The sequence below is a fragment of the Pseudomonas sp. NPDC098747 genome (assembly GCF_044760045.1).
Classification (GTDB): Bacteria; Pseudomonadota; Gammaproteobacteria; order Pseudomonadales; family Pseudomonadaceae; genus Aquipseudomonas.
This window is the reverse complement of the sequence record NZ_JBIWAL010000054.1, coordinates 13873-34994: the sequence shown is the minus strand read 5'-3', so window position 1 is coordinate 34994 and position 21122 is coordinate 13873. Positions and strand designations below refer to the sequence as shown.

Below are 21122 nucleotides of genomic sequence, written 5' to 3'. Positions count from 1 at the left end.
TGGTGATAGCGACTGTGATATTGTCATCGGTGTAAGGAACGACAGTGCCATTACGCTTGATCACGCTCAGTTGTCCAGGCGCGGTGGCTGCCAGATCCGAAGTCGAATCAGCGGCCTGCGGCAAGGTGCCCTGCGGGTTCTCGCGAGTTGTGTCGGTTTGCATGGGTGTCTCCACGTTCTCTATGTTTGTTTGGGCACCATCACGGTGCCCACCGTTCCGTCCTGAAGCACTACAACCGGCACGCGCCGGGCATAACGACTTCGGGACAGTTCAGGAAGGGGCCTTGTGGGCGCCGCTTCCATGCCGAAGTCTTCGGTTCGCGCCGTACGCGAGAAACCGCATTCCATTCGGGGAGCAGTTTCGCCACTGCAACACCCGTACCGTTTACGCCGTGATCGACTGAAAAACGGTAGCCATCCGCAGGCGCGGTTTGGGCTTGTAAAAATACGTTTGGTTCAACCCGACAATGGCCAATAAAAGCCTTGAATTCACTGTCCGGTTTGTGTTGGGTTTTTTGCGTCAAACCCTACATGTAGGGTTTTTTTGAGCGCGGGCTACAAGATAATGCGTTTTGGGGGGTGATTGCAACGGACAGCCTGTGGATAACCCTGTGCGTAAATTGTGTGCGAAACAAGGAATTCCCGTGTAGGCCGCGAACCTGCTGAGCTAGACCGTTTGTCACTGTTTTTCCGCCGACAAAATCGCTTCAGCGGTTTTTTAAGGGCGCGAACCCTATCATAAAATCTGGCCTTGTCCGAACGCATTTACCGACTTGTGTTCTGGCTGTACGCCGTTTATACAATCGGCCATGCGCAGGCATTCTTATCCTCCCCAAACATGACAAATGAACGGGAGGATTCAGAAACTTGTGGGAGCGAGCTTGCTCGCGAAGACGTCGGTGAGGCCAACATTACTGTCGACTGACCCGCCGCTTTCGCGAGCAAGCTCGCTCCCACAGGGATAGTGTTGTCCCAGTCATTTCCTTCTATTAATAAAAACAGCAAGCAGAGGTCACCGGTGGAGCAACAAGCCTTTCAGATATTGATAGTCGAGGATGATCAACGTCTGGCCGAACTCACTCGGGACTACCTGCAAGCCAATGGACTGCGCGTGGAAATCGAAGGCAATGGCGCACTGGCGGCGGCGCGGATCATCACCGAGCAGCCGGATCTGGTGATCCTCGATCTGATGCTCCCCGGTGAAGACGGTCTGACGATCTGCCGCAAGGTGCGTGACCGTTATGACGGGCCGATCCTGATGCTGACCGCACGTACTGACGATGCCGACCAGATTCAGGGGCTCGACCTCGGCGCCGACGATTACGTGTGCAAACCGGTGCGTCCGCGATTGTTGCTGGCACGGATTCAGGCATTGCTGCGACGCAGTGACTCACCCGAGCCGAGCGCGGAAAAAAGCCGTCGCCTGCAATTCGGTCCGCTGGTGGTGGACAACGCCTTGCGCGAAGCTTGGCTGAGCGATAACGGCATCGAGCTGACCAGCGCCGAATTCGACCTGCTCTGGCTGCTGGTGTCCAACGCCGGGCGCATCCTGTCGCGGGAGGAAATCTTCACGGCGCTGCGTGGCATCGGTTACGACGGCCAGGACCGTTCGATCGATGTGCGTATCTCGCGCATCCGCCCGAAAATCGGTGATGACCCCGATCATCCGCGCCTGATCAAGACCATCCGCAGCAAAGGCTATCTGTTTGTCCCTGAAGCTTGCGTAGACCTGCCGCTGTGAACTCGATCTTCCTGCGCATCTACGGCGGCATGTGCGCAGCGCTGATTCTGGTGGCGGTGCTCGGTGTGCTGGCGCTGAACCTGCTCAATCAGGTGCGCAGCGAGCAATATCGCGAGCGGCTGGCCCACGGCACCTTCTCGCTGATGGCCGACAACCTGCAACCGATGAACGAAACCGAGCGCCATCGTGCGCTGCTGGTGTGGGAGCGGCTGCTGGGGATTCCGCTGGCCGTGAAGAAATTTTCCGAGACCGATCTCGACCTGGCTCAGCGCACCCGTGTACTGCGAGGGCAAGTGCTGGTCGAGCAGACCGGGCCGCACGCGGCGAAGGTCTATCGACTGGTCAGCGACAAGGAGCAACTCGTCCTCACCGGCGAGGTGCAGCAGATAAGCGAGCAACTGGCCCGGGCGACGATTTACCTGCTGGCCGATGAACTGGTGCGCGTGCCAGTGGCCGAGCAACCGAAACGGCTGGCACAGATAAAGAAAGACAATGGTTTTGGTTTTGACCTGCGGCTGGTCACGGTCAATGACGCCGACATGGACGAAGACCAGAGCCGGCGCGTGGCCGAGGGCGACACGGTGATGGCGTTGGGCAAGGGCGGCGATTCGATCCGGGTCTTTGCCGGTATGGTCGGCACGCCGTGGGTGCTGGAAATCGGTCCGTTGTATCAGATGAATCCGTACCCGCCGGAGTGGCTGGTGCTGATCGCCGCGCTCGGTCTGAGTTTGATCGGCCTCATCGTTTATCTATTGGTGCGTCAGTTGGAGCGGCGTTTGCGCGGCCTCGAAGCCGCGGCCACGCGCATCGCCAAGGGCAGCCTGGAAACCCGCGTGCCGGCACGCGGTGCCGACTCGGTCGGGCGCTTGGCATCGGCGTTTAATGGCATGGCCGAGCACTTGCAGCAGTTGCTGGCGATCCAGCGCGAACTGGTGCGAGCGGTGTCCCACGAATTGCGCACGCCGGTAGCGCGCCTGCGTTTCGGCCTGGAGATGATCGGCTCGGCGACCACCCCGCAAGCACTGGAAAAGTACCGTGAAGGCATGGATCACGACATCGAGGACCTCGATAAGCTGGTCGACGAAATGCTCACTTACGCGCGGCTGGAGCAGGGTTCGCCAGCGCTGACGTTTCAGCGTATCGACCTCGACGCACTGGTCAATCAGGTGATCGAAGAGCTGGCGCCGTTGCGCGCCGAGGTCACAGTGCAGCGTGGGTTGTGCCTGTCGGCTGCCGACAACGACGATGCTTGGGTCGAGGCCGAGCCACGTTATCTGCATCGAGCGTTGCAGAACCTGGTGGGTAATGCGATGCGCCACGCGCACTCCAAGGTCACGGTGAGCTATCAGGTCGGGCAATTGCGTTGTCGGGTCGACGTCGAAGATGACGGGCCGGGTGTGCCGGAGGTGGCGTGGGAGCGGATCTTCACGCCGTTTCTACGGCTGGATGACAGTCGTACGCGGGCGTCGGGCGGGCATGGTTTGGGGTTGTCGATTGTGCGGCGGATCATCCATTGGCATGACGGCCGGGCGATCATTGGCAAGAGCAAGAGTCTGGGTGGGGCTTGCTTTAGCCTGAGTTGGCCGAGGCATCAGGAGCGCCGCTGAAGTCTGTTGTGGCTGGAATATAGCTTTCGCGAGCAAGCTCGCTCCCACAGGAAAACGCATTCCAAAATGTGGGAGCGAGCTTGCTCGCGAAGAGGGCAGATCAGGCACCGAAAATCCTTCAGGTGGGAATGCTGACCAGACTCAACAACTGCCCATCCTGCACGCCAAACTGCGCATCTAGCTCGGTGCCGTTACGCCACTCACTCGACAGATCGGTCAACAGTCGCAACCGGACCGATCCCGCTTCAGTCCACTCCAGCACCTCGGCGTGCTCGAAGTAAAAGCGCTTCTGCACGATCGGGTAGAGCGCCTTGAACAAGCTTTCTTTCACCGAAAACGTCAGTGTCACCCATAGGGCCAATTGATCCGGCGATGCTGCAGCCATGCGCTGCATTTCCGGTGCGGTCAGAATCTCTCCGGCCAGGCGCTCGGCGCGTTCGCTGTTGAGCAGGTTTTCCAGGTCCATGCCCAAACCGCGCCAATGCTGCTTGTTGGCGACAATCGCCGCCGCGCGGCCGGTGCTGTGGGTGATCGAGCCGCAGATGTGCGCCGACCACACCGGTGCACGATCTTCGCCAATTGGCGGAACCACGCCGCTGCCTTCCAACTGCTGTAATGCTGCGCGTGCACAGATTCGCCCGGCAAGAAACTCCGCCTGCCGTTTGGCCACCGAACGCTGAATACTCGGCGGCGGCTCGATGGCGCTGCGCTGGAAGTCATCGCAAAGCAGTTGTGACGGATCGAAATGCGTGCTGAGCAGCACCGTGTCGGCCAACACCGTCGGCAACGGCCAGTGAGCATCGAGCGGGGTGCAGCAGGCGGGGAGGGCTGGGGTTGGCTTCATGGTGGGCATTTTGCCGGTTAGTCGGGACAAGGTCGAGATCGGTGGTGCGGCTTTCGCGAGCAAGCTCGCTCCCACATTGAATCTGCGTCGATCACAAACTCTCTGTGGGAGCGAGCCTGCTCGCGAAGGCCGCGCCGCTGTCTCTCTGATCAGCCAAAGACTTTTTTCAAGAACGCCTGCATGTCCGCCCAGGACTTCTCATCGGCTGCCTTGTTGTAGCCAATATCCGGCCCCCCGTGCTCGCCATGACTCAAACGATCAGCATCGGGGTTGGTGAAGCCATGTTTGGCGCCATCCAGACTGACAAACTTATAGTCAGCGCCAGCTTTGTCCATTTCCGCTTTGAACGCGGTGACGTTGTCCGCTGTGACCATGCTGTCGAGCGCCCCATGCTCCACCAGAACCTTCGCTTTCACACTGCCAGGCGTGGCCGGTGTTTTGGTTGCCAGTGCGCCGTGGAAACTCACCACGCCCGCCAGCGGCACACCCTGACGCGCCGCGTTCAACACTACGGCACCGCCGAAGCAGTAACCGATGGCCGCGAGTTTGTTCGCGTCGGTCTGCGGCTGTTTCTTCAGCAAATCCAGCCCGGCCTCAAAACGCTTGCTGGCGGCCGCGGCGTCCGCAGTCGCTGCCTGCAAGAACGCCATCGCATCTTTCGGGTGCTCGGTATTTTTGCCTTCGCCGTACATATCGATCGCCAGCGCGCTGTAACCGAGTTCGGCCAGATCCCGCGCGCGGCGCTTGGCGTAATCGTTCAGGCCCCACCACTCATGCACCACGACAATCCCCGGGCGCTTGCCTTTGATGGCGTCGTCGTAGGCGTAGTAGCCGATCAGCTTTGTGCCGTCGGCGCTCTGGTAGGGGATTTCTTCAGTCTTGATCGCAGCCTGGGTGAGGCTGCTGATGGCCAGCAAGGTGAGGGCGAGGAACAGGCGCATGGTCGGTCTCCTTATCGAAAAGTGGTCAGGACAGCCTAGACGATTTGGTTCAGGTCAGGTTCAGAGAGCGTTCAGGGGCGGTACAGGGGAGGGTCAGTAACCTTGCGTCATACCCAAACAGCACTGTGAAAGAGGAAATACCATGACTCGTTTAAACAAACTGCTGCTGGCATTTACCGTAATGAGCGCCAGTATCGCGGCCCATGCCGACACCACTTCCAACTTCGCTGGCCTGACTTTCGGCCAGACCAGCGACAAGATCAAAAAGTCCCACGCACTGAATGACAACCTCGATCACCCGAACGCTACCGGCGCGATCGACGGCAATAACACCTACGGCGTACGCCTCGGTCAGCAAAACTCGCAAGGTCGCTACTACGCCACCTACGACAACGTGTCCGGTTCGCACAATGGCATTAAACTGCGTCAGGAAAACCTGCTGGGCAGCTACGATCTGTTCTACCCGGTGGGCAGCAGCACCAAACTGTTCGGCGGTGCGACGGCGGGTCTGACCAAGTTGACTCAGGAATCCCCAGGCTTTAGCCGTGACAGCGACATCGGTTACGCGGTCGGCGGCCAGTTCGGTGTGATGCAGCAAGTTTCGCAAAACACCTCGGTAGAACTCGGTTACCGTTACCTGCGCAGCAACGCCAGCACCGAGATGAGCGAACGCGGTGGCAGCAAGCAAGGCTCGCTGGACCTGACCAGCAGCGCGCAGACGTACTTGTCGGCCAACTACTTTTTCTAAAGAGTGATTCGCTGTAGAACACTGTGGGAGCGAGCTTGCTCGCGAAAGCGATGTTTCATTCAACATCTGCGTTGACTGAATAACCGCCTTCGTGAGCAAGCTCGCTCCCACAGGTGGTTGATTGGAGATTTCAAGTTTTTTGGGAGAAGGTCATGAAACTATTGGTCGTCGAAGATGAAGCGCTGTTGCGCCATCACCTGCAAACCCGCCTGACGGAGAGCGGCCACGTGGTCGAGTCCGTGGCCAATGCCGAAGAAGCGCTGTACCAGACCGGACAGTACAACTTTGACTTGGCGGTGATCGATCTTGGTCTGCCGGGCATGGGTGGTCTCGACCTGATTCGTCAGTTGCGTTCAAGCGGCAAGACCTTCCCTATCCTGATTCTTACCGCACGCGGCAACTGGCAGGACAAGGTCGAAGGCCTCGCCGCCGGTGCTGATGATTACGTGGTCAAACCGTTCCAGTTCGAGGAACTCGACGCGCGCCTGAATGCCTTGCTGCGCCGTTCCAGCGGCTTCACCCAATCGACCATTGTTGCCGGCCCGCTGTTGCTCGATCTCAATCGCAAACAAGCGTCCCTCGATGAGCAACCGCTGGCGCTGACCGCCTACGAATATCGCATCCTCGAATACCTGATGCGCCATCACCAGCAAGTGGTGCCCAAGGATCGCTTGATGGAGCAGCTCTATCCGGACGATGGCGAGCGCGATCCAAACGTGATCGAAGTGCTGGTCGGCCGCTTGCGCCGCAAACTCGAAGGCCCGGGCGGGTTCAAGCCGATCGACACGGTGCGTGGCCTCGGTTACCTGTTCAATGAGCGCTGCACTTGATTCGTTCGCTTCGCGTTCGGCTGATGCTCGCCGCCACCACGTTGGCGGTGTTGTTCATGCTCGCCTTGCTGCCAGCGATGCAAGGCGCGTTCAGCCTTGCCTTGCAGGATTCGATCGAGCAGCGTCTGGCTTCTGACGTGACCACGCTGATTTCCGCCGCGCGCATTGAAAACGGGCGCCTGATGATGCCGTCGCAGTTGCCCGATGAGCGTTTCAACCTCACCGACTTCCGACTGCTCGGCTACATCTACGACCGTGAAGGGCATCTGGTCTGGCGTTCCAAAGCCACCCAGGAAGAGCAGATCAACTACAAGCCGCGTTACGACGGACTCGGCAATGAGTTCGCGCGGATTCGCGAGGCCAATGGTCAGGAATTCTTCGTTTACGACGTTGAAGTCAAACTGCTCGGCGGCAAAAGTGCGGCGTTCAGCATCGTCGCGCTGCAACCGGTGCGCGAGTACGAAACCACCCTCGAAGGCCTGCGCGAAAATCTCTATCTGGGCTTCGGCGCAGCGTTGCTGGTGCTGCTGGCTCTGTTGTGGATCGGCCTGACGTGGGGCCTGAAAGCCTTGCGTCAACTCAGTCAGGAACTCGACGAAATTGAAACCGGATCCCGCGAAAGTCTCACCGAGCAACACCCGCGCGAACTGCTGCGCCTGACGGGTTCGCTCAACCGTTTGCTGCTGAGCGAGCGTCAGCAGCGCAGCCGTTATCGCGACTCGCTCGACGATTTGGCGCACAGCCTGAAAACGCCGTTGGCGGTGTTGCAAGGGGTCAGTGAGGACATGGCTCAGCGGCCCAAAGACGTTGATCAGGCTTGGGTTCTGCAAAGTCAGATTGAGCGTATGAGTCAGCAGATCAGCTATCAATTGCAGCGGGCGAGTTTGCGTAAAAGTGGGCTGGTGCGGCATCAGGTGCGGTTGCGTCCGGTGCTGCAAAGTCTGTGCGATACGCTGGATAAGGTGTATCGCGACAAGCATGTGCGGGTGGCGTTTGATTTGCCCGAGCATTGTTATGTGCCGATTGAGCAGGGCGCTCTGCTGGAGATGATGGGTAATTTGCTGGAGAACGCTTATCGGTTGTGCCTGAGTGAGGTGCGTATCAGTGTGCGTGAGAGCCTGACTGGGGTTGAGTTGTGTGTTGAGGATGATGGGCCGGGTGTGCCGCCGGATCAGCGGGCGCGGATTCTTGAACGTGGTGAGCGGCTGGATCGGCAACATCCGGGGCAGGGGATTGGGTTGGCGGTGGTGAAGGATATTATTGAGAGCTATAACGCCAAACTCGCGCTGGGCGATTCGCCGATGGGCGGGGCGGCGTTCAGGATTCACTTTCCTGCGGTTTGAGTTTTGACCGGGGTTTTGGTTTTGGTTTTGGGGTTGGGGTGTATATCCATTGCTGCGGTTATGGCTGCTTAGGGTTTCGCCCTTACGGCGAGTCACCTTTTCCAGACGCCGAAAAGGTAACCCAAAAGGCTTTGCCCTGACGTCCGGCCCGCTCGCTGGGGCTCGGGGTTCCTTCGTTCCGGGGCTCAACCGGGGCATCGCCTCCGGTTTGCTTCGCTGCACCTCCTCTCGATGTCCTCCCCGGATGAACCCCGGAACAAAGCCTGCCGACGGGCCTTCCAGATCAAGATCAAGAGCTGCACTTGAGCTAACGCTCATTGTGTTGAGTGGGGTGGCTGCGCCACGTGCTTCGCGGGTAAGTTAAAACTGTGGGAGCCAGCCTGACAGCCGACCAGCCTCTAACGTGAACTCGGTCCAACTGGAGCTGCCGGAGGCTGCGATCTTTTGATCCTGATCGTTCGTTTTTCAGAACTTGAGTTCGACTCGGTATCCGACGTCGGCATATCTCTCCCAAGCACCACGGTCAGTCCCCTCTCCCTCCGGGAGAGGGTTAGGGTGAGGGGCTTTTGACGTTATGGCCTCACTGCTCCTGCGCCCGATAAGCCCCCGGCGTTAGCCCCGTCCATTTCTTGAACGCCCGATGAAACGCCGATGGCTCGGAAAAACCCAGCTGTTCAGCGATCTGTTGCAACGACAGATCCGCGCGGCCCAAATGGTAGATGGCGATATCCCGCCGCAGCTGATCTTTCAACTCTTGAAAACTGGTGCCTTCCTCACGCAAATGTCGGCGCAGGGTCTGCGGGCTGATGTGCAGGTGCGCGGCCACGGCGTCGAGGTCTGGCCAGCGTGCGCTGTCGCGGCTGAGCAGGCTGCGCAGGCGGCTGCTCAGGCTGTCGCCATCGTCGGGGCGTGACAGCAGGTCCGCGGGGGAGCGTTCGAGGAAGTGTTTGAGGGTGCGTTCGTCCTGCAACAACGGCATGTGCAGGTAGCGACTGTGGAACAGCAGGCTGCTTCGATCTGCTGAAAACACCAGAGGGCAGGGGAACAGCAGGTCGTATTCAGCGCCGTGCGCAGGTTTCGCATAACTGAAGGTCGCTTGCTCCAGGCGGATTCGCTGGCCGATCAGCCAACTGCCGAGACGATGCCAGATCACCAGCAGGCTTTCGCTGAGGAAGTGATCCGGGTCCCACAATTGCGAGTCGTCGAGGCTCAGGCGCACCCATTCGTCTTCGCGCACGAGGTTCAGGCGCGGGGCTTCGGGGAACAGGCCATAAAACATTAAGCCGCGTTGCAGAGCCTTCTCCAGATTGCGGCAGTGGATCGAGGCGTGGCACATCATCGCGAAGCTGCCGGGTTTGCTCGGCGCCTTGCCGAACCCCAGGTATTCGTCGTCCAGCGCCAGCCACAGACCCTGGATCAAGCGGGTGAACTGTTCCGGGGCGATGCGCGCTCGGGGCTCGTCGAGCAGTTCGGGGCTGATACCCAGTTGCAACAGCAGGTCCGAGTAATCGAACCCCTGGCGGCGTGCGCCACCGAGGGCGGCACGGGCGAAATGACTGGCAATGGTGCGTTCGCGCATAAGCGGCAGATCCTTCCTCAGGCGCCGGATGGTAGCCGGGGGTGGCAGGGGCAACAAGGCGGATTTCCGCCAAATTGTAGGACGAGAGCCGGCGAGTTGGCGGATATCCGCCACACCGGGTGACTCATCCAGTGGCCAAATAAATCTGTTATGCCCGATATCAAAAGGCTTGTAGCCATATGCACCAAAGTGGCACGACGTTTGCGATACAAGTGACAGAAGCGTGCGTTGAGCCTTTGCGCAAAGCGCCGTTCCAACAACAAATCCCTCCAGTGCAGGAGGGTTCGCAATTCAGGTTTCGCCGACAACAGATGGATGTTGCCACGCGGGACGCTTGAGGAAACGTGCAATGACGACTCGTCAGCCAATTTACAAATCCCTGTATTTCCAGGTGATCGTTGCCATCGCTATCGGCATTCTGCTCGGTCACTTCTATCCGCAGACCGGGGTGGCCCTCAAGCCGCTGGGTGACGGGTTCATCAAACTGATCAAAATGGTCATCGCGCCAATCATCTTCTGTACTGTTGTCAGCGGCATCGCTGGCATGCAGAACATGAAATCGGTGGGCAAGACCGGCGGCTACGCGCTGCTGTATTTTGAAGTCGTATCCACTCTCGCCCTGCTGATCGGTCTGATCGTAGTCAACGTCGTGCAGCCTGGCGCTGGCATGCACATCGACGTGACCACTCTGGATGCTTCGAAAATCGCCACCTACGTGACGGCGAGTAAAGACCAGAGCATCGTCGGCTTCTTGCTCAACGTGATCCCGAACACCATCGTCGGCGCGTTTGCCACTGGCGATATCCTGCAAGTATTGATGTTCTCGGTGATCTTCGGCTACGCCCTGCATCGCCTGGGTTCGTACGGTCGTCCGCTGCTGGACATGATTGATCGCTTCGCCCACGTGATGTTCAATATCATCAACATGATCATGAAACTGGCGCCACTCGGTGCGTTCGGTGCCATGGCTTTCACCATCGGTGCGTACGGTGTCGGCTCGCTGGTGCAACTGGGCCAGTTGATGATCTGCTTCTATATCACCTGCGTGCTGTTCGTGGTGGTGGTGCTGGGTGCGATCTGCCGCGCGCACGGTTTCAGTGTGCTGAAACTGATTCGCTACATTCGTGAAGAGCTGCTGATCGTGTTGGGCACTTCGTCCTCTGAATCGGCGCTGCCGCGCATGCTGATCAAGATGGAGCGTCTGGGTGCGAAGAAATCGGTAGTGGGTCTGGTGATCCCGACCGGCTACTCGTTCAACCTCGACGGTACTTCGATCTACCTGACCATGGCCGCGGTGTTCATTGCTCAGGCGACCGACACCCACATGGACATCTCCCACCAGATCACTCTGTTGCTGGTGCTGCTGTTGTCCTCCAAAGGTGCTGCCGGTGTGACCGGTTCGGGCTTCATCGTGCTGGCCGCCACCCTGTCGGCGGTAGGTCACCTGCCGGTGGCTGGTCTGGCGCTGATCCTGGGTATCGACCGCTTCATGTCCGAAGCCCGCGCACTGACCAACCTGGTTGGTAACGCTGTAGCGACCATCGTTGTCGCCAAGTGGGTCAAGGAGCTGGACACCGACGTGCTGCAAGCCGAGCTGGCCTCGGGTGGTCGCGGTATCTCAGACGAGCGTGAAGAAGACGACCTGGGTGTGGCTGAAGGCCCAACCCCGAGCAATGTGAAGTAAGCTGAACCTGCTTCAGTGTAATGCTGGAGTGTAAGAGCCCTTGTGGTGAGGGGATTTATCCCCGATGGAGTGCGCAGCAGTCCCCTTCTTTAGGCTGTAGAAGGGGGCCGCTTTGCGACCCATCGGGGATGAAATCCCTCGCCACAGGGGTTTTTTCATGCCTGCGATTTGAGCGTAACGGTCACGGCGGGTGACACTTACGGTGATTGCTGTACCGGCCATCGCTGCCTAGGCTGAGGGCATCGTCCAAGGAGTTCGCTCATGTCCGCACCGCTGGCCTCATTGAAGATTCTCGATTTCTCGACCCTGCTGCCGGGGCCGTTTGCCTCGCTGTTGCTGGCGGATATGGGCGCCGAGGTGTTGCGCATCGAATCGCCGACGCGCATGGATCTGCTGCGAGTCTTGCCGCCGCATGATCAGGGGATGTCGGCCAGTCACGCTTATCTGAACCGCAACAAGCGCAGCCTCGCGCTGGATCTGAAACAGCCCGAAGCGCTGGAGTTGGTCAAGCAGTTGCTGGCCGATTACGACATCGTCCTCGAGCAGTTTCGCCCCGGTGTAATGGAGCGTCTGGGCCTGGGTTATGAGGCTCTGAAGGCGATTAACCCGAAGCTGATCTATGTGTCGATCACCGGTTACGGCCAGACCGGGCCGTACAAGGATCGCGCCGGGCATGACATCAACTACCTGGCGCTGGCCGGGCTTGCCAGTTACACCGGCCGCGCCGACAGCGGGCCGTTGCCGTTGGGCATGCAGGTTGCGGATATTGCTGGTGGTTCGCTGCATGGGGTGATTGGTCTGCTCGCCGCGGTGATCGCCCGTCAGCAAACCGGGCAGGGCACGCATCTGGACGTGAGCATGACCGACTGCGCGTTCAGCCTGAATGCCATGGCCGGTGCCGGTTTCCTCGCCTGTGGTGCGGAGCCGGGTTGGGAAGACCAGATGCTCAACGGTGGCAGTTTTTATGATTACTACCGTTCACGGGATGGTCGCTGGATGTCAGTGGGCAGTCTGGAGCCGGCGTTCATGCAGCCATTGTGCGCGGCACTCGGGCGGCCGGAATTGGCGGCGCAGGGCTTGTCGCCCAAGCCCGAGCAGCAGCGGGCGCTGAAGGAGGCATTGAAGGTCGAGTTTGAAAAGCATGACTTTGCCGAACTCTGCGCGATGTTTGCCGGGATCGATGCGTGTGTCGAGCCGGTGTTGAGTCTGAGCGAGGCCGCCAAGCATCCGCAATTGCAGGCGCGGGAGCTGGTGACGCAAGTGCCGCGAGGGGATGGTTCGACGCAGGCGCAGATGGCCTGTCCGCTGAAGTTTTCCCAAGGGTTGCCGGCGCCACGACATGTCGGGGCGGGGGTGGGGCAGCACACGGATCAGGTGTTGGGGGAGTTGGGGGTCAGTGCTGAGCGGATTGCTGATCTGCGGCGAGCAAGGGTAATTCTCTAGCGGCTGCACCGGCCTCTTCGCGAGCAAGCTCGCTCCCACAGGGGATTTGTGAGCGCAACAGATCCATTGTGGGAGCGAGCTTGCTCGCGAAGGGGCCAATGCAGGTACCACAAACTCTGACTATTCCACCCGCATCTCACCACTGAACACCAAGGTGTTCCTGCACCGGCGGCACAGATACCGCCGGCCTTGCCGCACCAGACTATGGCGCTGCGCCGAAAACGGGAAATCGCTTTCCGCACACGGGCATTTGTAGATGTAGCGGGTCACGCTGCGACGTTTGATTGCATACGTGTGGCAGCGATCCGGCGGCAGTTCGTAAACGCCGCGCATGATCAGTTGCCACTCCTCGCCGTGGGGCTGGATGCGGTCGCCGAACAGTTGATGGGCGATCAGGTGCGCAACTTCGTGGGCTACGGTTTGCTTGAGGAAGTGTTCGGCGTTTTCCCGGTAGAGCTGCGGGTTGAAGCGCAGCAGGTTCTCGTGCAGATGCGCGACCCCGGCTTTTTGCCCGCGCAGCTTGAGGCTCACCACAGGGCGTTGGAAATGACGTTTGAAAAAGGATTCAGCGAGTTGGTAACAGTCTTCGACGCGAGTATTGAGTTGCTCGAGCATGCTTGAACGATCTCCAGAAGCGTCAAGTATGCCGCAACCCTTAGAACTTGCGAATCGCCGAACCGCCGAATGGTCATCATCCAAATGAGAAGGCCGCCTTGCGGCGGCCTGTGTTGGCAGATCTTGTTTTTCTCGGGGAGTCATTGCGTCAGTTGGTATAGACGGGCCCCACGCCCAGTCCCCAGACAATCACGGTGAACGCCATGATGGCCACCAGCACCACCAGACCCACCGCCAGCACCGAGCTGGAAAACAGAAAGCCTTCATCCGACGGAATATTCATGAACGTCGGTAGCCCCACGTACAACAGATACACCGTGTAGCAGATGGCCGCCGTGCCGACGATCATGCCTAGCCACATATGCGGATACAGCGCCGCCAGCCCGCCGACAAACAGCGGTGTTGCGGTGTAGGTGGCAAACGCCACGCAACGGGCCAGGCTCGGGTTGGCGTCATAAGTGCGGGCCATCCAGTGCACAAAGGCACCCATGACCGCGACCCCGCCGAGCATCGCCAGGTACGACATGACCGTCATCCACGCCGCACTTTCGACAGTGAGCATGACCGGTGCGCGATTACCAATGACCCAGCCAACCTGGGTGGTGCCGATAAACGCCGAGACAGCGGGGATTGCCGCCAGAATCAGTGTGTGCGTCAGGTACATGTGGCTGATGCTTTCCTCTTGGTCGCCACGGATTTCCTTCCATTCCTGATCGGGGTGGGTAAAAAGTCCCACTACGTGATGGATCATGCCATTCACTCCTCTTGTTATTGCCATCGCCCCCCAACGGAGCGCCTACGGGCCAAGGTGGCCGAGCAAATACAGGTCTTCAGATGTGTGCGACCTTATGTCGCAGTATAGAAAGGTCTTAACCGCACCGGCACTAGGGGCTTAGAGCAAATTGCGCTGTAAACACGGGGCTTAATCGCCTTGAGGTCTTGCCCAATATGGACATGCCTCCCCTGTGGCGAGGGGATTCCTGTGGCGAGGGGATTTAGCGAAACGTCGCACCGCCCCGATCGGCTGCGAAGCAGTCGCCAAGATTCACCACGGTGCGTCAGGCAAACCCGATGTTCAGGTTTTGGGGCCGCTGCGCAGCCCAGCGGGGATAAATCCCCTCGCCACAGGGATTCATTCACCCCACATCTACTGAGCAAGAAGGGCAGACCCCCGACCCTTCGCCCTCACGGTGTTTTTTGCGTAAAATGCCGGCCTTTCGTCACACCTCACGGATTCCGCGTCATGGGCACTCTTACGGTCAACCAGAACAAACTGCAAAAGCGTCTGCGCCGTCTGGCGGGCGAAGCGGTCGCTGATTTCAATATGATTGAAGACGGTGACAAGGTCATGGTCTGCCTGTCCGGGGGCAAGGACAGCTACACCATGCTCGACGTGCTGATGCACTTTCAGAAGGTTGCGCCGATCAAGTTCGAGATCGTCGCCGTGAACATGGACCAGAAGCAGCCGGGTTTTCCTGAGCACGTGCTGCCGGCTTACCTCAAAGCGCTGGGCGTCGAGTACCACATCGTCGAGAAAGACACTTATTCGGTGGTGAAGGAGCTGATCCCCGAAGGCAAGACCACTTGCTCGCTGTGCTCGCGCCTGCGTCGCGGCACGCTGTACACCTTCGCTGACGAAATCGGCGCGACCAAAATGGCCCTCGGTCATCACCGTGACGACATTGTCGAGACGTTCTTCCTCAACATGTTCTTCAACGGTAGCCTCAAGGCGATGCCGCCGAAGCTGCGCGCCGACGACGGCCGCAACGTGGTGATCCGGCCGCTGGCCTACTGCAACGAGAAAGACATCCAGGCTTACTCGGACCTCAAGCAATTCCCGATCATCCCGTGCAACCTCTGCGGCTCGCAGGAAAACCTGCAACGCCAGGTGGTCAAGGACATGCTTCAGGAATGGGATCGCAAGACCCCGGGCCGCACCGAATCGATTTTCCGCAGTCTGCAAAACGTGATTCCGTCGCAACTGGCCGACCGAAACCTGTTCGACTTCACCAATCTCAAGATCGACGAGACGGCGGCTTCGCGCTTCGTCAATGTCGTAAACCTGTAAACCCGATTACTGTGGGAGCGAGCTTGCTCGCGAAGGCGTCGTTTCAGTCGACATATGTGCTGAATGACGCGCCACCTTCGCGAGCAAGCTCGCTCCCACAGGGTTGTGTGTTCATAGGTGAAATTTCATTTTCAGTTCCCAGGAGAGGGCATGCGCGATTACAAGTGGCTGCACGAATACTGTCTGAACCGCTTCGGTTCGGCGGCTGAACTGGAAGCCCATCTGCCCGTTCCCAAGACCCCCGCACAATTGCGCAAAATCAGCGACGACCGCTACCTCTCGACCATGGCTCTGCGCGTTTTTCGCGCCGGGCTCAAGCACAGTCTGGTAGATGCCAAGTGGCCGGCTTTCGAAGAAGTGTTCTTCAAGTTCGACCCGGAAAAAGTCGTGCTGATGAGCGCCGAACACCTTGAGCGTCTGATGCAGGACGCGCGGATCATTCGCCACTTGGGCAAGCTCAAGAGCGTGCCGCGCAATGCGCAGTTCATTCTCGATGAGGAAAAAGAACGCGGCAGCTTCGGCGCGTTGATCGCCGACTGGCCGGTGACCGACATTGTCGGTCTGTGGACGTATCTGAAAAAGCGTGGACATCAATTGGGCGGGCTATCAGCGCCACGGTTTTTGCGCATGGTCGGCAAGGACACGTTTGTCCCGAGCTACGACGTGGTGGCGGCGCTGAATGCACAGAAGATTGTCGAGAAAGTGCCGACCAGTCTGCGCGATCTGGCGATTGTGCAGGACGCGTTCAATCAGTGGCATGAACAGAGTGGCGGGCGGGCGATGAGCCAGATTTCGATGATGCTTGCCTACACCGTCAATCATTAAGACCGCGTCGCCCCAATCGCTGGCAAGCCAGCTCCCACAGGATCTGTATCGAAACACAATTGTGTGATCGCTACAAAAACCTGTGGGAGCTGGCTTGCCAGCGATGGCGTCAGCTCAGGCGACGGAGATTTCCCCTTCGCCAGCCAGTTTGCGATTCAACTGATACCGCCACCGCACATACAGCAGCGCCGAGCAGAACACCGCCAGGCTCGCCGCCATCTCCAGCACGCCAAACCACTGCCGGTTCGGGTCATACGCCGCCAATGCGCCTTTGATGAAATACAGATTCACCACAAAGCACATCCACGAATGCCCACGGGCGCTGCCCATGATCATCGCCGGGGCGAGGACCAGCCACGGGACCAGCTCGACCAGCAGAATCACCCACGGCCGCGCGCCATGCAGGTCGGCGAATATCAGGTAGTAGGCGGTGAGCAGCCCGGCGAGGGCGAAAAAGCTCAGCAGGCTGATGATCCGCATCGCCTTCACGCGCGGCTCCAGCCACTCGACCGAGGGCAGGATTTTCGGCTTCTTGGCCACGTCAGCCCTCCAGTTTTTGCGCGGTCTTGGCCAAGCGCAGACCGAGGGCGCGACACAGCGCCACTTCGTGCTGATCAAGACCGCTTTTACCATCCGCCCCGGCGTGATGACTGGCACCGTAAGGCGTACCGCCACCCTGGGTTTCCAGCAGCGCCGACTCGCTGTAAGGCAGGCCGGTGATCAGCATGCCGTGGTGCAAAAGCGGTAGCATCATCGACAACAGGGTGGTTTCCTGACCGCCGTGCAGGCTGGCGGTGGAGGTGAACACGCCGGCCGGTTTGCCGACCAGTGCGCCGGTCAGCCACAGGTTGCTGGTGCCATCGAGGAAGTACTTGAGCGGCGCGGCCATGTTGCCGAAACGCGTCGGGCTGCCCAGTGCCAGGCCTGCGCAGTTTTTCAGGTCGTCGAGGGTGGCGTAGAGCGCGCCCTCGTCCGGGATGTCCGGCGATACGGCTTCACACTCGGTGGAGATCGCCGGCACTGTACGCAGGCGCGCTTCGAGGCCGGCCTGCTCGACACCGCGGGCAATCTGCCGCGCCATCTCGTTGGTCGAGCCATTGCGGCTGTAATACAACACCAGAATGTACGGCGCGCTCACGGCAGCAACTCCAGAATATTTTCCGGTGGGCGACCGATGACGGCTTTGTCGCCGACTTCGAGAATCGGTCGCTCCATCAGTTTTGGATGCTCGGCAATGGCGGCGATCAGTTGTGCTTCGCTGAGACTTTCGTCAGCGAGCTGAAGCATTTTGTATTCATCTTCCCCGGTACGCAGCAATTGCCGCGCGCTGATGCCGAGCTTGCCGAGCAGGGCCTTGATTTGCGCGGCGTCCAGCGGGGTATCGAGGTAGCGCACGACGTTTGGCGTCAGGCCGCGAGCTTCAAGAAGCTCCAGCGCACCACGGGATTTCGAGCAGCGCGGATTGTGATAAAGCGTCAGATCGGTCATGGCGGGTCGCTTCTGGCGTAAAGTGGCGGCTATTCTAACTGTGCAACGCGCAATCCAGAACCTTCAGAGGCGATGGGTCGCAGGCGTATTCATATTTTCACAAGGAACAGGACATGACACGGCGATTGGCAGCGGCATTGACGATAATCGGGGCGTTGATGCTGGGGGGCTGCGGCAACGATTACGGGATTGACCAGAATGGTCAGAAGGTCGCGTCCGAGCGCCTCGACAAGCAATGGGTAATCGTCAACTACTGGGCCGAATGGTGTGGCCCGTGCCGAACCGAGATCCCCGAACTCAATCATTTGGCTGATGAATTGAAAAGCAAGAATGTCGGCGTGTTCGGGGTCAACTTCGACAACGTGCAGGGTGAAGAGCTGAAGAGTGCGAGCGAAAAACTCGGCATCAAGTTCACCGTGCTGGCGCAGGATCCGGCGGAATTGTTCGAGCTGCCACGCAGCGAAGCGCTGCCGGTGACGTACATCATCGACAACAAGGGCAAGGTGCGCGAACAGTTGATGGGTGAGCAGACGGCGGCAGGGGTGATGGCGAAGCTTGAGGCGTTGCAGGCCACGAAGTGAGTTGCAGCTGAGGTGGCGCCAAAAGCAGACCCTCACCCCAGCCCTCTCCCGGAGGGAGAGGGAGCCGACCCAGGTGTCTGGCGCCATGCATCGACCTGAAAGATCGGGTCGATTATGGATTCGGCAAAGTTGAATCAAGTGGATGCTGGATCAGCAGAGCAATACCTGGTCGATTCTGGATTTGCTGGAGCGAGATTAAATCCATTCTGGATTCAGCAGATCAAGACCAAGTTGATTCTGGATTCGGCAGGAGCCTTTCAGGTCGGCGGACCTCTCCAATATCCCCCAATCAGTCCCCTCTCCCTCTGGGAGAGGGCTAGGATGAGGGGCTTGGCGATCTAAGCTATCAACCCTCTTCCAGCCACCAGCGCAACGGCTTGCCTTGCGCCGGCCAGAAGCGCATCTGCTCGATCGGCGAAATGTCCCAACGCTCGACATGTTCCAGCGCCTCCAAGAAGCGTTGTTCCTGTTCCATCAGCGCTGGTGCACACAGTTTGCGGGTCTTGCCGATCTTGCCGAAGGTCAGTTTGTCGCCCTCCAGGGTGTACGGCGCGAACCAATGGTTGCAGCCGCCGTTACCGTAGGCGCGACCATCATCGCCAAGGGTCACGGTCAGATGGCTGTAGTCCATCAATGGCCGCTCGCCGATCCATTCCAGAATGTAGCTGCGGTTCTGTTGCAGCTTCACAGGTTCTGCGGCGCAGCCCGCGAGGCCAGCACCGACCAGAGCGGCCAGGGCAAAGCGTTTCATCACGCAGGCTCCTGGCATTTCTTGCACAGGTGCTTGTCGCCAACGGCCTTCCAGCCCAACTCGGCGATGCGTGCGGTGGCGGCCGGTTTTTCTGCGGCTTTGCCCAGCTTGGCGTCCACTGCAAACTCGAAGCTCAGCTCTTTGGTGCAGCTGTCGCAATTGACCTGCCAGGTGTGGATCGCCAGTTCGCCGAACACCGGGCCTGTGGTCATCGCGGTCCATTGGCCCGGCGGATTGATCAGGTGGCGGACGGTTTCGACGGTCAGGCGCATCGACAAATCCTTGCTGCCTTTGAGGGTGACCAACAGCGCGTCACCAATGCGGATCGAGCCACCGTTGCCGGTGACCTGATAGCGGCCCGGTACGAGGGCGCGGCATTCGGTGAGGGTGTGTTGCGGGTTCATCAGGTTGTAGCGGAAATCGTGTTCGACCATGGGTCCTCCAAATATGCGCGACATGCTAGCACGGGCCGGAATGCAGGATGATGCATGCGTGCGACCTTCGATCCGGTTCAAATCGGACTGCGCACATGGCAAACTGCCGCCCCTCGACTCTGAAGGAACGGAACATGGCGCTGATCGAATGTTATGAATGCAAGCGGAGCATCAGCTCCGAAGTCAAAGCGTGCATTCATTGTGGGGCGCCGATGGCGGATCACCAGGCCCACGCACAAGCGCAAACCGCCGCCGCTCGGGTTCAGGCTTCGACGATTTCTTTCGGCAGTCTGCCGCGTAACAGCGCGGTGCCCGAGGCCGCAGAGTTGCCGCAAACTTCCGAGGCTCTGCCGAAAATCATGCCGGCCGCAGCGGGGCGTCGGCGTCGGCAGCAGGCCGCGCAAGCCTTTGAGGCGCAGATCAATGCAGACGGCAGCCGTCCGGTGGAGGGCTGGCTGAAGATCATGGTGTTCCTGTTGCCGATTGTGTTTGTCTGGTTCCTGCTGCGCAACGGCCATTCGGCAAAACAGCGGCTGTTCGGTTTCGGCTGGCTGGCGTTGCTGATTCTGGCGTCCACGCTGAAATAATCGCCTAAGCGCTCAACCCTCGACCTGGTTCTGCGGTGCCCCCGACGCCCAGGTCGCGATGTTGTGCAGGGTGGTCGCGGCAATCGCGCCCAGCGCCTCGCGCGTCAGGAACGCCTGGTGCGCGGTGATGATCACGTTAGGAAAGGTCAGCAGACGCGCCAGCACATCGTCCTGCAAGGGCAAGTCGGAACGATCCTCGAAAAACAGCTGCGCTTCTTCTTCATACACATCCAGCCCCAGATAGCCGAGTTGACCGTCCTTCAAGGCGTCGATCAGCGCCGGGGTGTCGACCAGTCCGCCGCGACCGGTGTTGATCAGCATGGCGCCCGCTTGCATGTGCGCCAGTGAGTCGCGGTTGATCAGGTGTTTGCTCTGCTCATTGAGCGGGCAGTGCAGGCTGACGATTCGTGATTGTGCGAGCAATTCTGGCAGGCTCAGATAACGTGCGCCGAGTGCCAGAACATCGGGATTTGGATACGGATCGTACGCCAGCAATTCACAGCCGAAACCGTGCATGATTTTCGCGAAGGTGGCGCCGATCTGCCCGGTGCCGACGATGCCGACCGTCTTGCCGACCAGATCGAAACCGGTCAGGCCGTGCAGGCTGAAATCGCCTTCGCGGGTGCGGTTGTAGGCGCGGTGCAGGCGACGGTTGAGGGCGAGAATCAGCGCCACGGCATGTTCGGCCACGGCATGCGGCGAGTAGGCCGGGACGCGCACGACGGCCAGTCCCAGACGCTTGGCAGCGAGCAGATCGACATGGTTGTAACCGGCCGAGCGCAAGGCAATCAGCCGAGTGCCGCCCGCCGCGAGACGTTCCAGCACCGCAGCGCTGAGGTCATCATTGATAAAGGCGCAAACCACTTCGTGCTGGTCGGCCAGCGCCACAGTGTCGAGGCTGAGCCGGGCCGGTTGAAAATGCAGTTCGATACCTGTCGGGCAATCGGCGCCGAGGAAGCTGTCGCGGTCGTAGGTCTGGCTGCTGAAAACGATCGTGCGCATGAAATCCTCCT

General features: G+C 59.5%; 23 protein-coding genes. 11 read left to right on the top strand and 12 right to left on the bottom strand.

The genetic code is table 11. The annotated features are described in order from the left end of the window. The coding region (locus tag ACIQVE_RS24215; RefSeq protein WP_402813181.1) for a hypothetical protein at positions 1-163 on the bottom strand (163 nt) is incomplete at its 3' end. 855 nt (positions 164-1018) lie between these two features. On the opposite strand from ACIQVE_RS24215, the gene ACIQVE_RS24210 reads away from it, so the two are divergent. Both ACIQVE_RS24210 and ACIQVE_RS24205 read left to right on the top strand, forming a co-directional pair. Further along, entirely contained in the window at positions 1019-1741 is a 723-nt protein-coding gene (locus tag ACIQVE_RS24210; RefSeq protein WP_402813170.1) for a response regulator, read from the top strand. Beyond that, the gene (locus tag ACIQVE_RS24205) at positions 1738-3348 is read left to right on the top strand and encodes an ATP-binding protein (protein WP_402813167.1); all 1611 of its coding nucleotides are present in this window, start codon (positions 1738-1740) and stop codon (positions 3346-3348) included. The genes ACIQVE_RS24210 and ACIQVE_RS24205 overlap by 4 nt, the downstream gene beginning before the upstream one ends. A gap of 118 nt (positions 3349-3466) precedes the next feature. On the opposite strand, the gene ACIQVE_RS24200 is transcribed toward ACIQVE_RS24205, so the two are convergent. Together ACIQVE_RS24200 and ACIQVE_RS24195 are read right to left on the bottom strand one after the other, a co-directional pair. Beyond that, complete coding sequence (locus tag ACIQVE_RS24200; RefSeq protein ID WP_402813164.1) at positions 3467-4192, bottom strand: 4'-phosphopantetheinyl transferase; 726 nt, start codon at positions 4190-4192, stop codon at positions 3467-3469. A gap of 149 nt (positions 4193-4341) precedes the next feature. Then, a complete protein-coding gene (locus tag ACIQVE_RS24195; protein ID WP_402813161.1) occupies positions 4342-5133 on the bottom strand; it encodes a dienelactone hydrolase family protein in 792 nt (263 codons plus the stop codon). 142 nt (positions 5134-5275) lie between these two features. Here ACIQVE_RS24195 and ACIQVE_RS24190 point away from each other — a divergent pair, with 142 nt between their 5' ends. The 3 genes from ACIQVE_RS24190 (at position 5276) to ACIQVE_RS24180 (ending at position 8054) form a co-directional block, all read left to right on the top strand. After that, positions 5276-5881, top strand: coding sequence for a membrane protein (locus ACIQVE_RS24190; protein WP_042560511.1), 606 nt, complete (start codon positions 5276-5278; stop codon positions 5879-5881). A gap of 152 nt (positions 5882-6033) precedes the next feature. Beyond that, positions 6034-6711, top strand: coding sequence for a response regulator (locus tag ACIQVE_RS24185; RefSeq protein ID WP_402813158.1), 678 nt, complete (start codon positions 6034-6036; stop codon positions 6709-6711). Next, positions 6708-8054, top strand: a complete 1347-nt coding sequence (locus ACIQVE_RS24180) for an ATP-binding protein (protein WP_402813155.1) — start codon at positions 6708-6710, stop codon at positions 8052-8054. Before ACIQVE_RS24185 ends, ACIQVE_RS24180 begins: the two co-directional genes overlap by 4 nt. Positions 8055-8634: 580 nt before the next feature. Here ACIQVE_RS24180 and ACIQVE_RS24175 read toward each other — a convergent pair. Continuing rightward, on the bottom strand, positions 8635-9633 hold the full coding sequence (locus tag ACIQVE_RS24175; protein WP_402813152.1) for an AraC family transcriptional regulator: 999 nt from the start codon (positions 9631-9633) through the stop codon (positions 8635-8637). A 349-nt stretch (positions 9634-9982) separates the two neighbouring features. On the opposite strand from ACIQVE_RS24175, the gene ACIQVE_RS24170 reads away from it, so the two are divergent. Beyond that, the gene (locus tag ACIQVE_RS24170; RefSeq protein ID WP_402813149.1) at positions 9983-11317 is read left to right on the top strand and encodes a dicarboxylate/amino acid:cation symporter; all 1335 of its coding nucleotides are present in this window, start codon (positions 9983-9985) and stop codon (positions 11315-11317) included. 261 nt (positions 11318-11578) lie between these two features. Beyond that, a complete protein-coding gene (locus ACIQVE_RS24165) occupies positions 11579-12760 on the top strand; it encodes a CaiB/BaiF CoA transferase family protein (protein WP_402813146.1) in 1182 nt (393 codons plus the stop codon). A gap of 120 nt (positions 12761-12880) precedes the next feature. On the opposite strand, the gene ACIQVE_RS24160 is transcribed toward ACIQVE_RS24165, so the two are convergent. After that, positions 12881-13375 (bottom strand): SprT family zinc-dependent metalloprotease, encoded by a 495-nt coding sequence (locus ACIQVE_RS24160; protein ID WP_402813143.1) that lies wholly within the window; start codon positions 13373-13375, stop codon positions 12881-12883. A 148-nt stretch (positions 13376-13523) separates the two neighbouring features. After that, positions 13524-14126, bottom strand: a complete 603-nt coding sequence (locus tag ACIQVE_RS24155; protein WP_042560502.1) for a Yip1 family protein — start codon at positions 14124-14126, stop codon at positions 13524-13526. Between the two features lie 492 nt (positions 14127-14618). Between ACIQVE_RS24155 and ttcA the strand changes: the two genes are divergently transcribed. Beyond that, positions 14619-15443, top strand: a complete 825-nt coding sequence (gene ttcA / locus ACIQVE_RS24150) for a tRNA 2-thiocytidine(32) synthetase TtcA (RefSeq protein WP_402813140.1) — start codon at positions 14619-14621, stop codon at positions 15441-15443. 150 nt (positions 15444-15593) lie between these two features. Then, positions 15594-16268: a DNA-3-methyladenine glycosylase I gene (locus ACIQVE_RS24145; RefSeq protein WP_402813137.1), complete on the top strand. Its 675-nt coding sequence runs from the start codon at positions 15594-15596 to the stop codon at positions 16266-16268. 114 nt (positions 16269-16382) lie between these two features. Here the strand turns inward: ACIQVE_RS24145 and ACIQVE_RS24140 are convergent, their stop codons facing one another. From ACIQVE_RS24140 to arsC, 3 genes are read right to left on the bottom strand one after another with little or no spacing between them, the layout of a single operon-like run. Then, positions 16383-16808, bottom strand: coding sequence for a DUF2069 domain-containing protein (locus ACIQVE_RS24140; RefSeq protein ID WP_402813134.1), 426 nt, complete (start codon positions 16806-16808; stop codon positions 16383-16385). 1 nt (position 16809) lies between these two features. Then, positions 16810-17406, bottom strand: coding sequence for an NAD(P)H:quinone oxidoreductase (gene wrbA / locus ACIQVE_RS24135; protein ID WP_402813132.1), 597 nt, complete (start codon positions 17404-17406; stop codon positions 16810-16812). After that, positions 17403-17756: an arsenate reductase (glutaredoxin) gene (arsC, locus tag ACIQVE_RS24130; protein WP_402813129.1), complete on the bottom strand. Its 354-nt coding sequence runs from the start codon at positions 17754-17756 to the stop codon at positions 17403-17405. Before arsC ends, wrbA begins: the two co-directional genes overlap by 4 nt. Before the next feature lie 113 nt (positions 17757-17869). On the opposite strand from arsC, the gene ACIQVE_RS24125 reads away from it, so the two are divergent. Continuing rightward, positions 17870-18337, top strand: a complete 468-nt coding sequence (locus ACIQVE_RS24125; RefSeq protein ID WP_402813127.1) for a TlpA disulfide reductase family protein — start codon at positions 17870-17872, stop codon at positions 18335-18337. 346 nt (positions 18338-18683) lie between these two features. Here ACIQVE_RS24125 and ACIQVE_RS24120 read toward each other — a convergent pair whose 3' ends face one another. Both ACIQVE_RS24120 and ACIQVE_RS24115 read right to left on the bottom strand, forming a co-directional pair. Further along, positions 18684-19088 (bottom strand): META domain-containing protein, encoded by a 405-nt coding sequence (locus tag ACIQVE_RS24120; protein WP_402813125.1) that lies wholly within the window; start codon positions 19086-19088, stop codon positions 18684-18686. Beyond that, positions 19088-19522 (bottom strand): hypothetical protein, encoded by a 435-nt coding sequence (locus ACIQVE_RS24115; protein WP_402813122.1) that lies wholly within the window; start codon positions 19520-19522, stop codon positions 19088-19090. The genes ACIQVE_RS24120 and ACIQVE_RS24115 overlap by 1 nt, the downstream gene beginning before the upstream one ends. A gap of 134 nt (positions 19523-19656) precedes the next feature. Between ACIQVE_RS24115 and ACIQVE_RS24110 the strand changes: the two genes are divergently transcribed. Next, positions 19657-20109 (top strand): hypothetical protein, encoded by a 453-nt coding sequence (locus tag ACIQVE_RS24110; RefSeq protein ID WP_402813119.1) that lies wholly within the window; start codon positions 19657-19659, stop codon positions 20107-20109. A gap of 12 nt (positions 20110-20121) precedes the next feature. Here ACIQVE_RS24110 and ACIQVE_RS24105 read toward each other — a convergent pair whose 3' ends face one another. Then, positions 20122-21111 carry a 2-hydroxyacid dehydrogenase gene (locus ACIQVE_RS24105; RefSeq protein ID WP_402813117.1) on the bottom strand — a complete coding sequence of 330 codons (990 nt, stop codon included), beginning with the start codon at positions 21109-21111 and terminating at the stop codon, positions 20122-20124. Positions 21112-21122 lie beyond the last annotated feature (11 nt).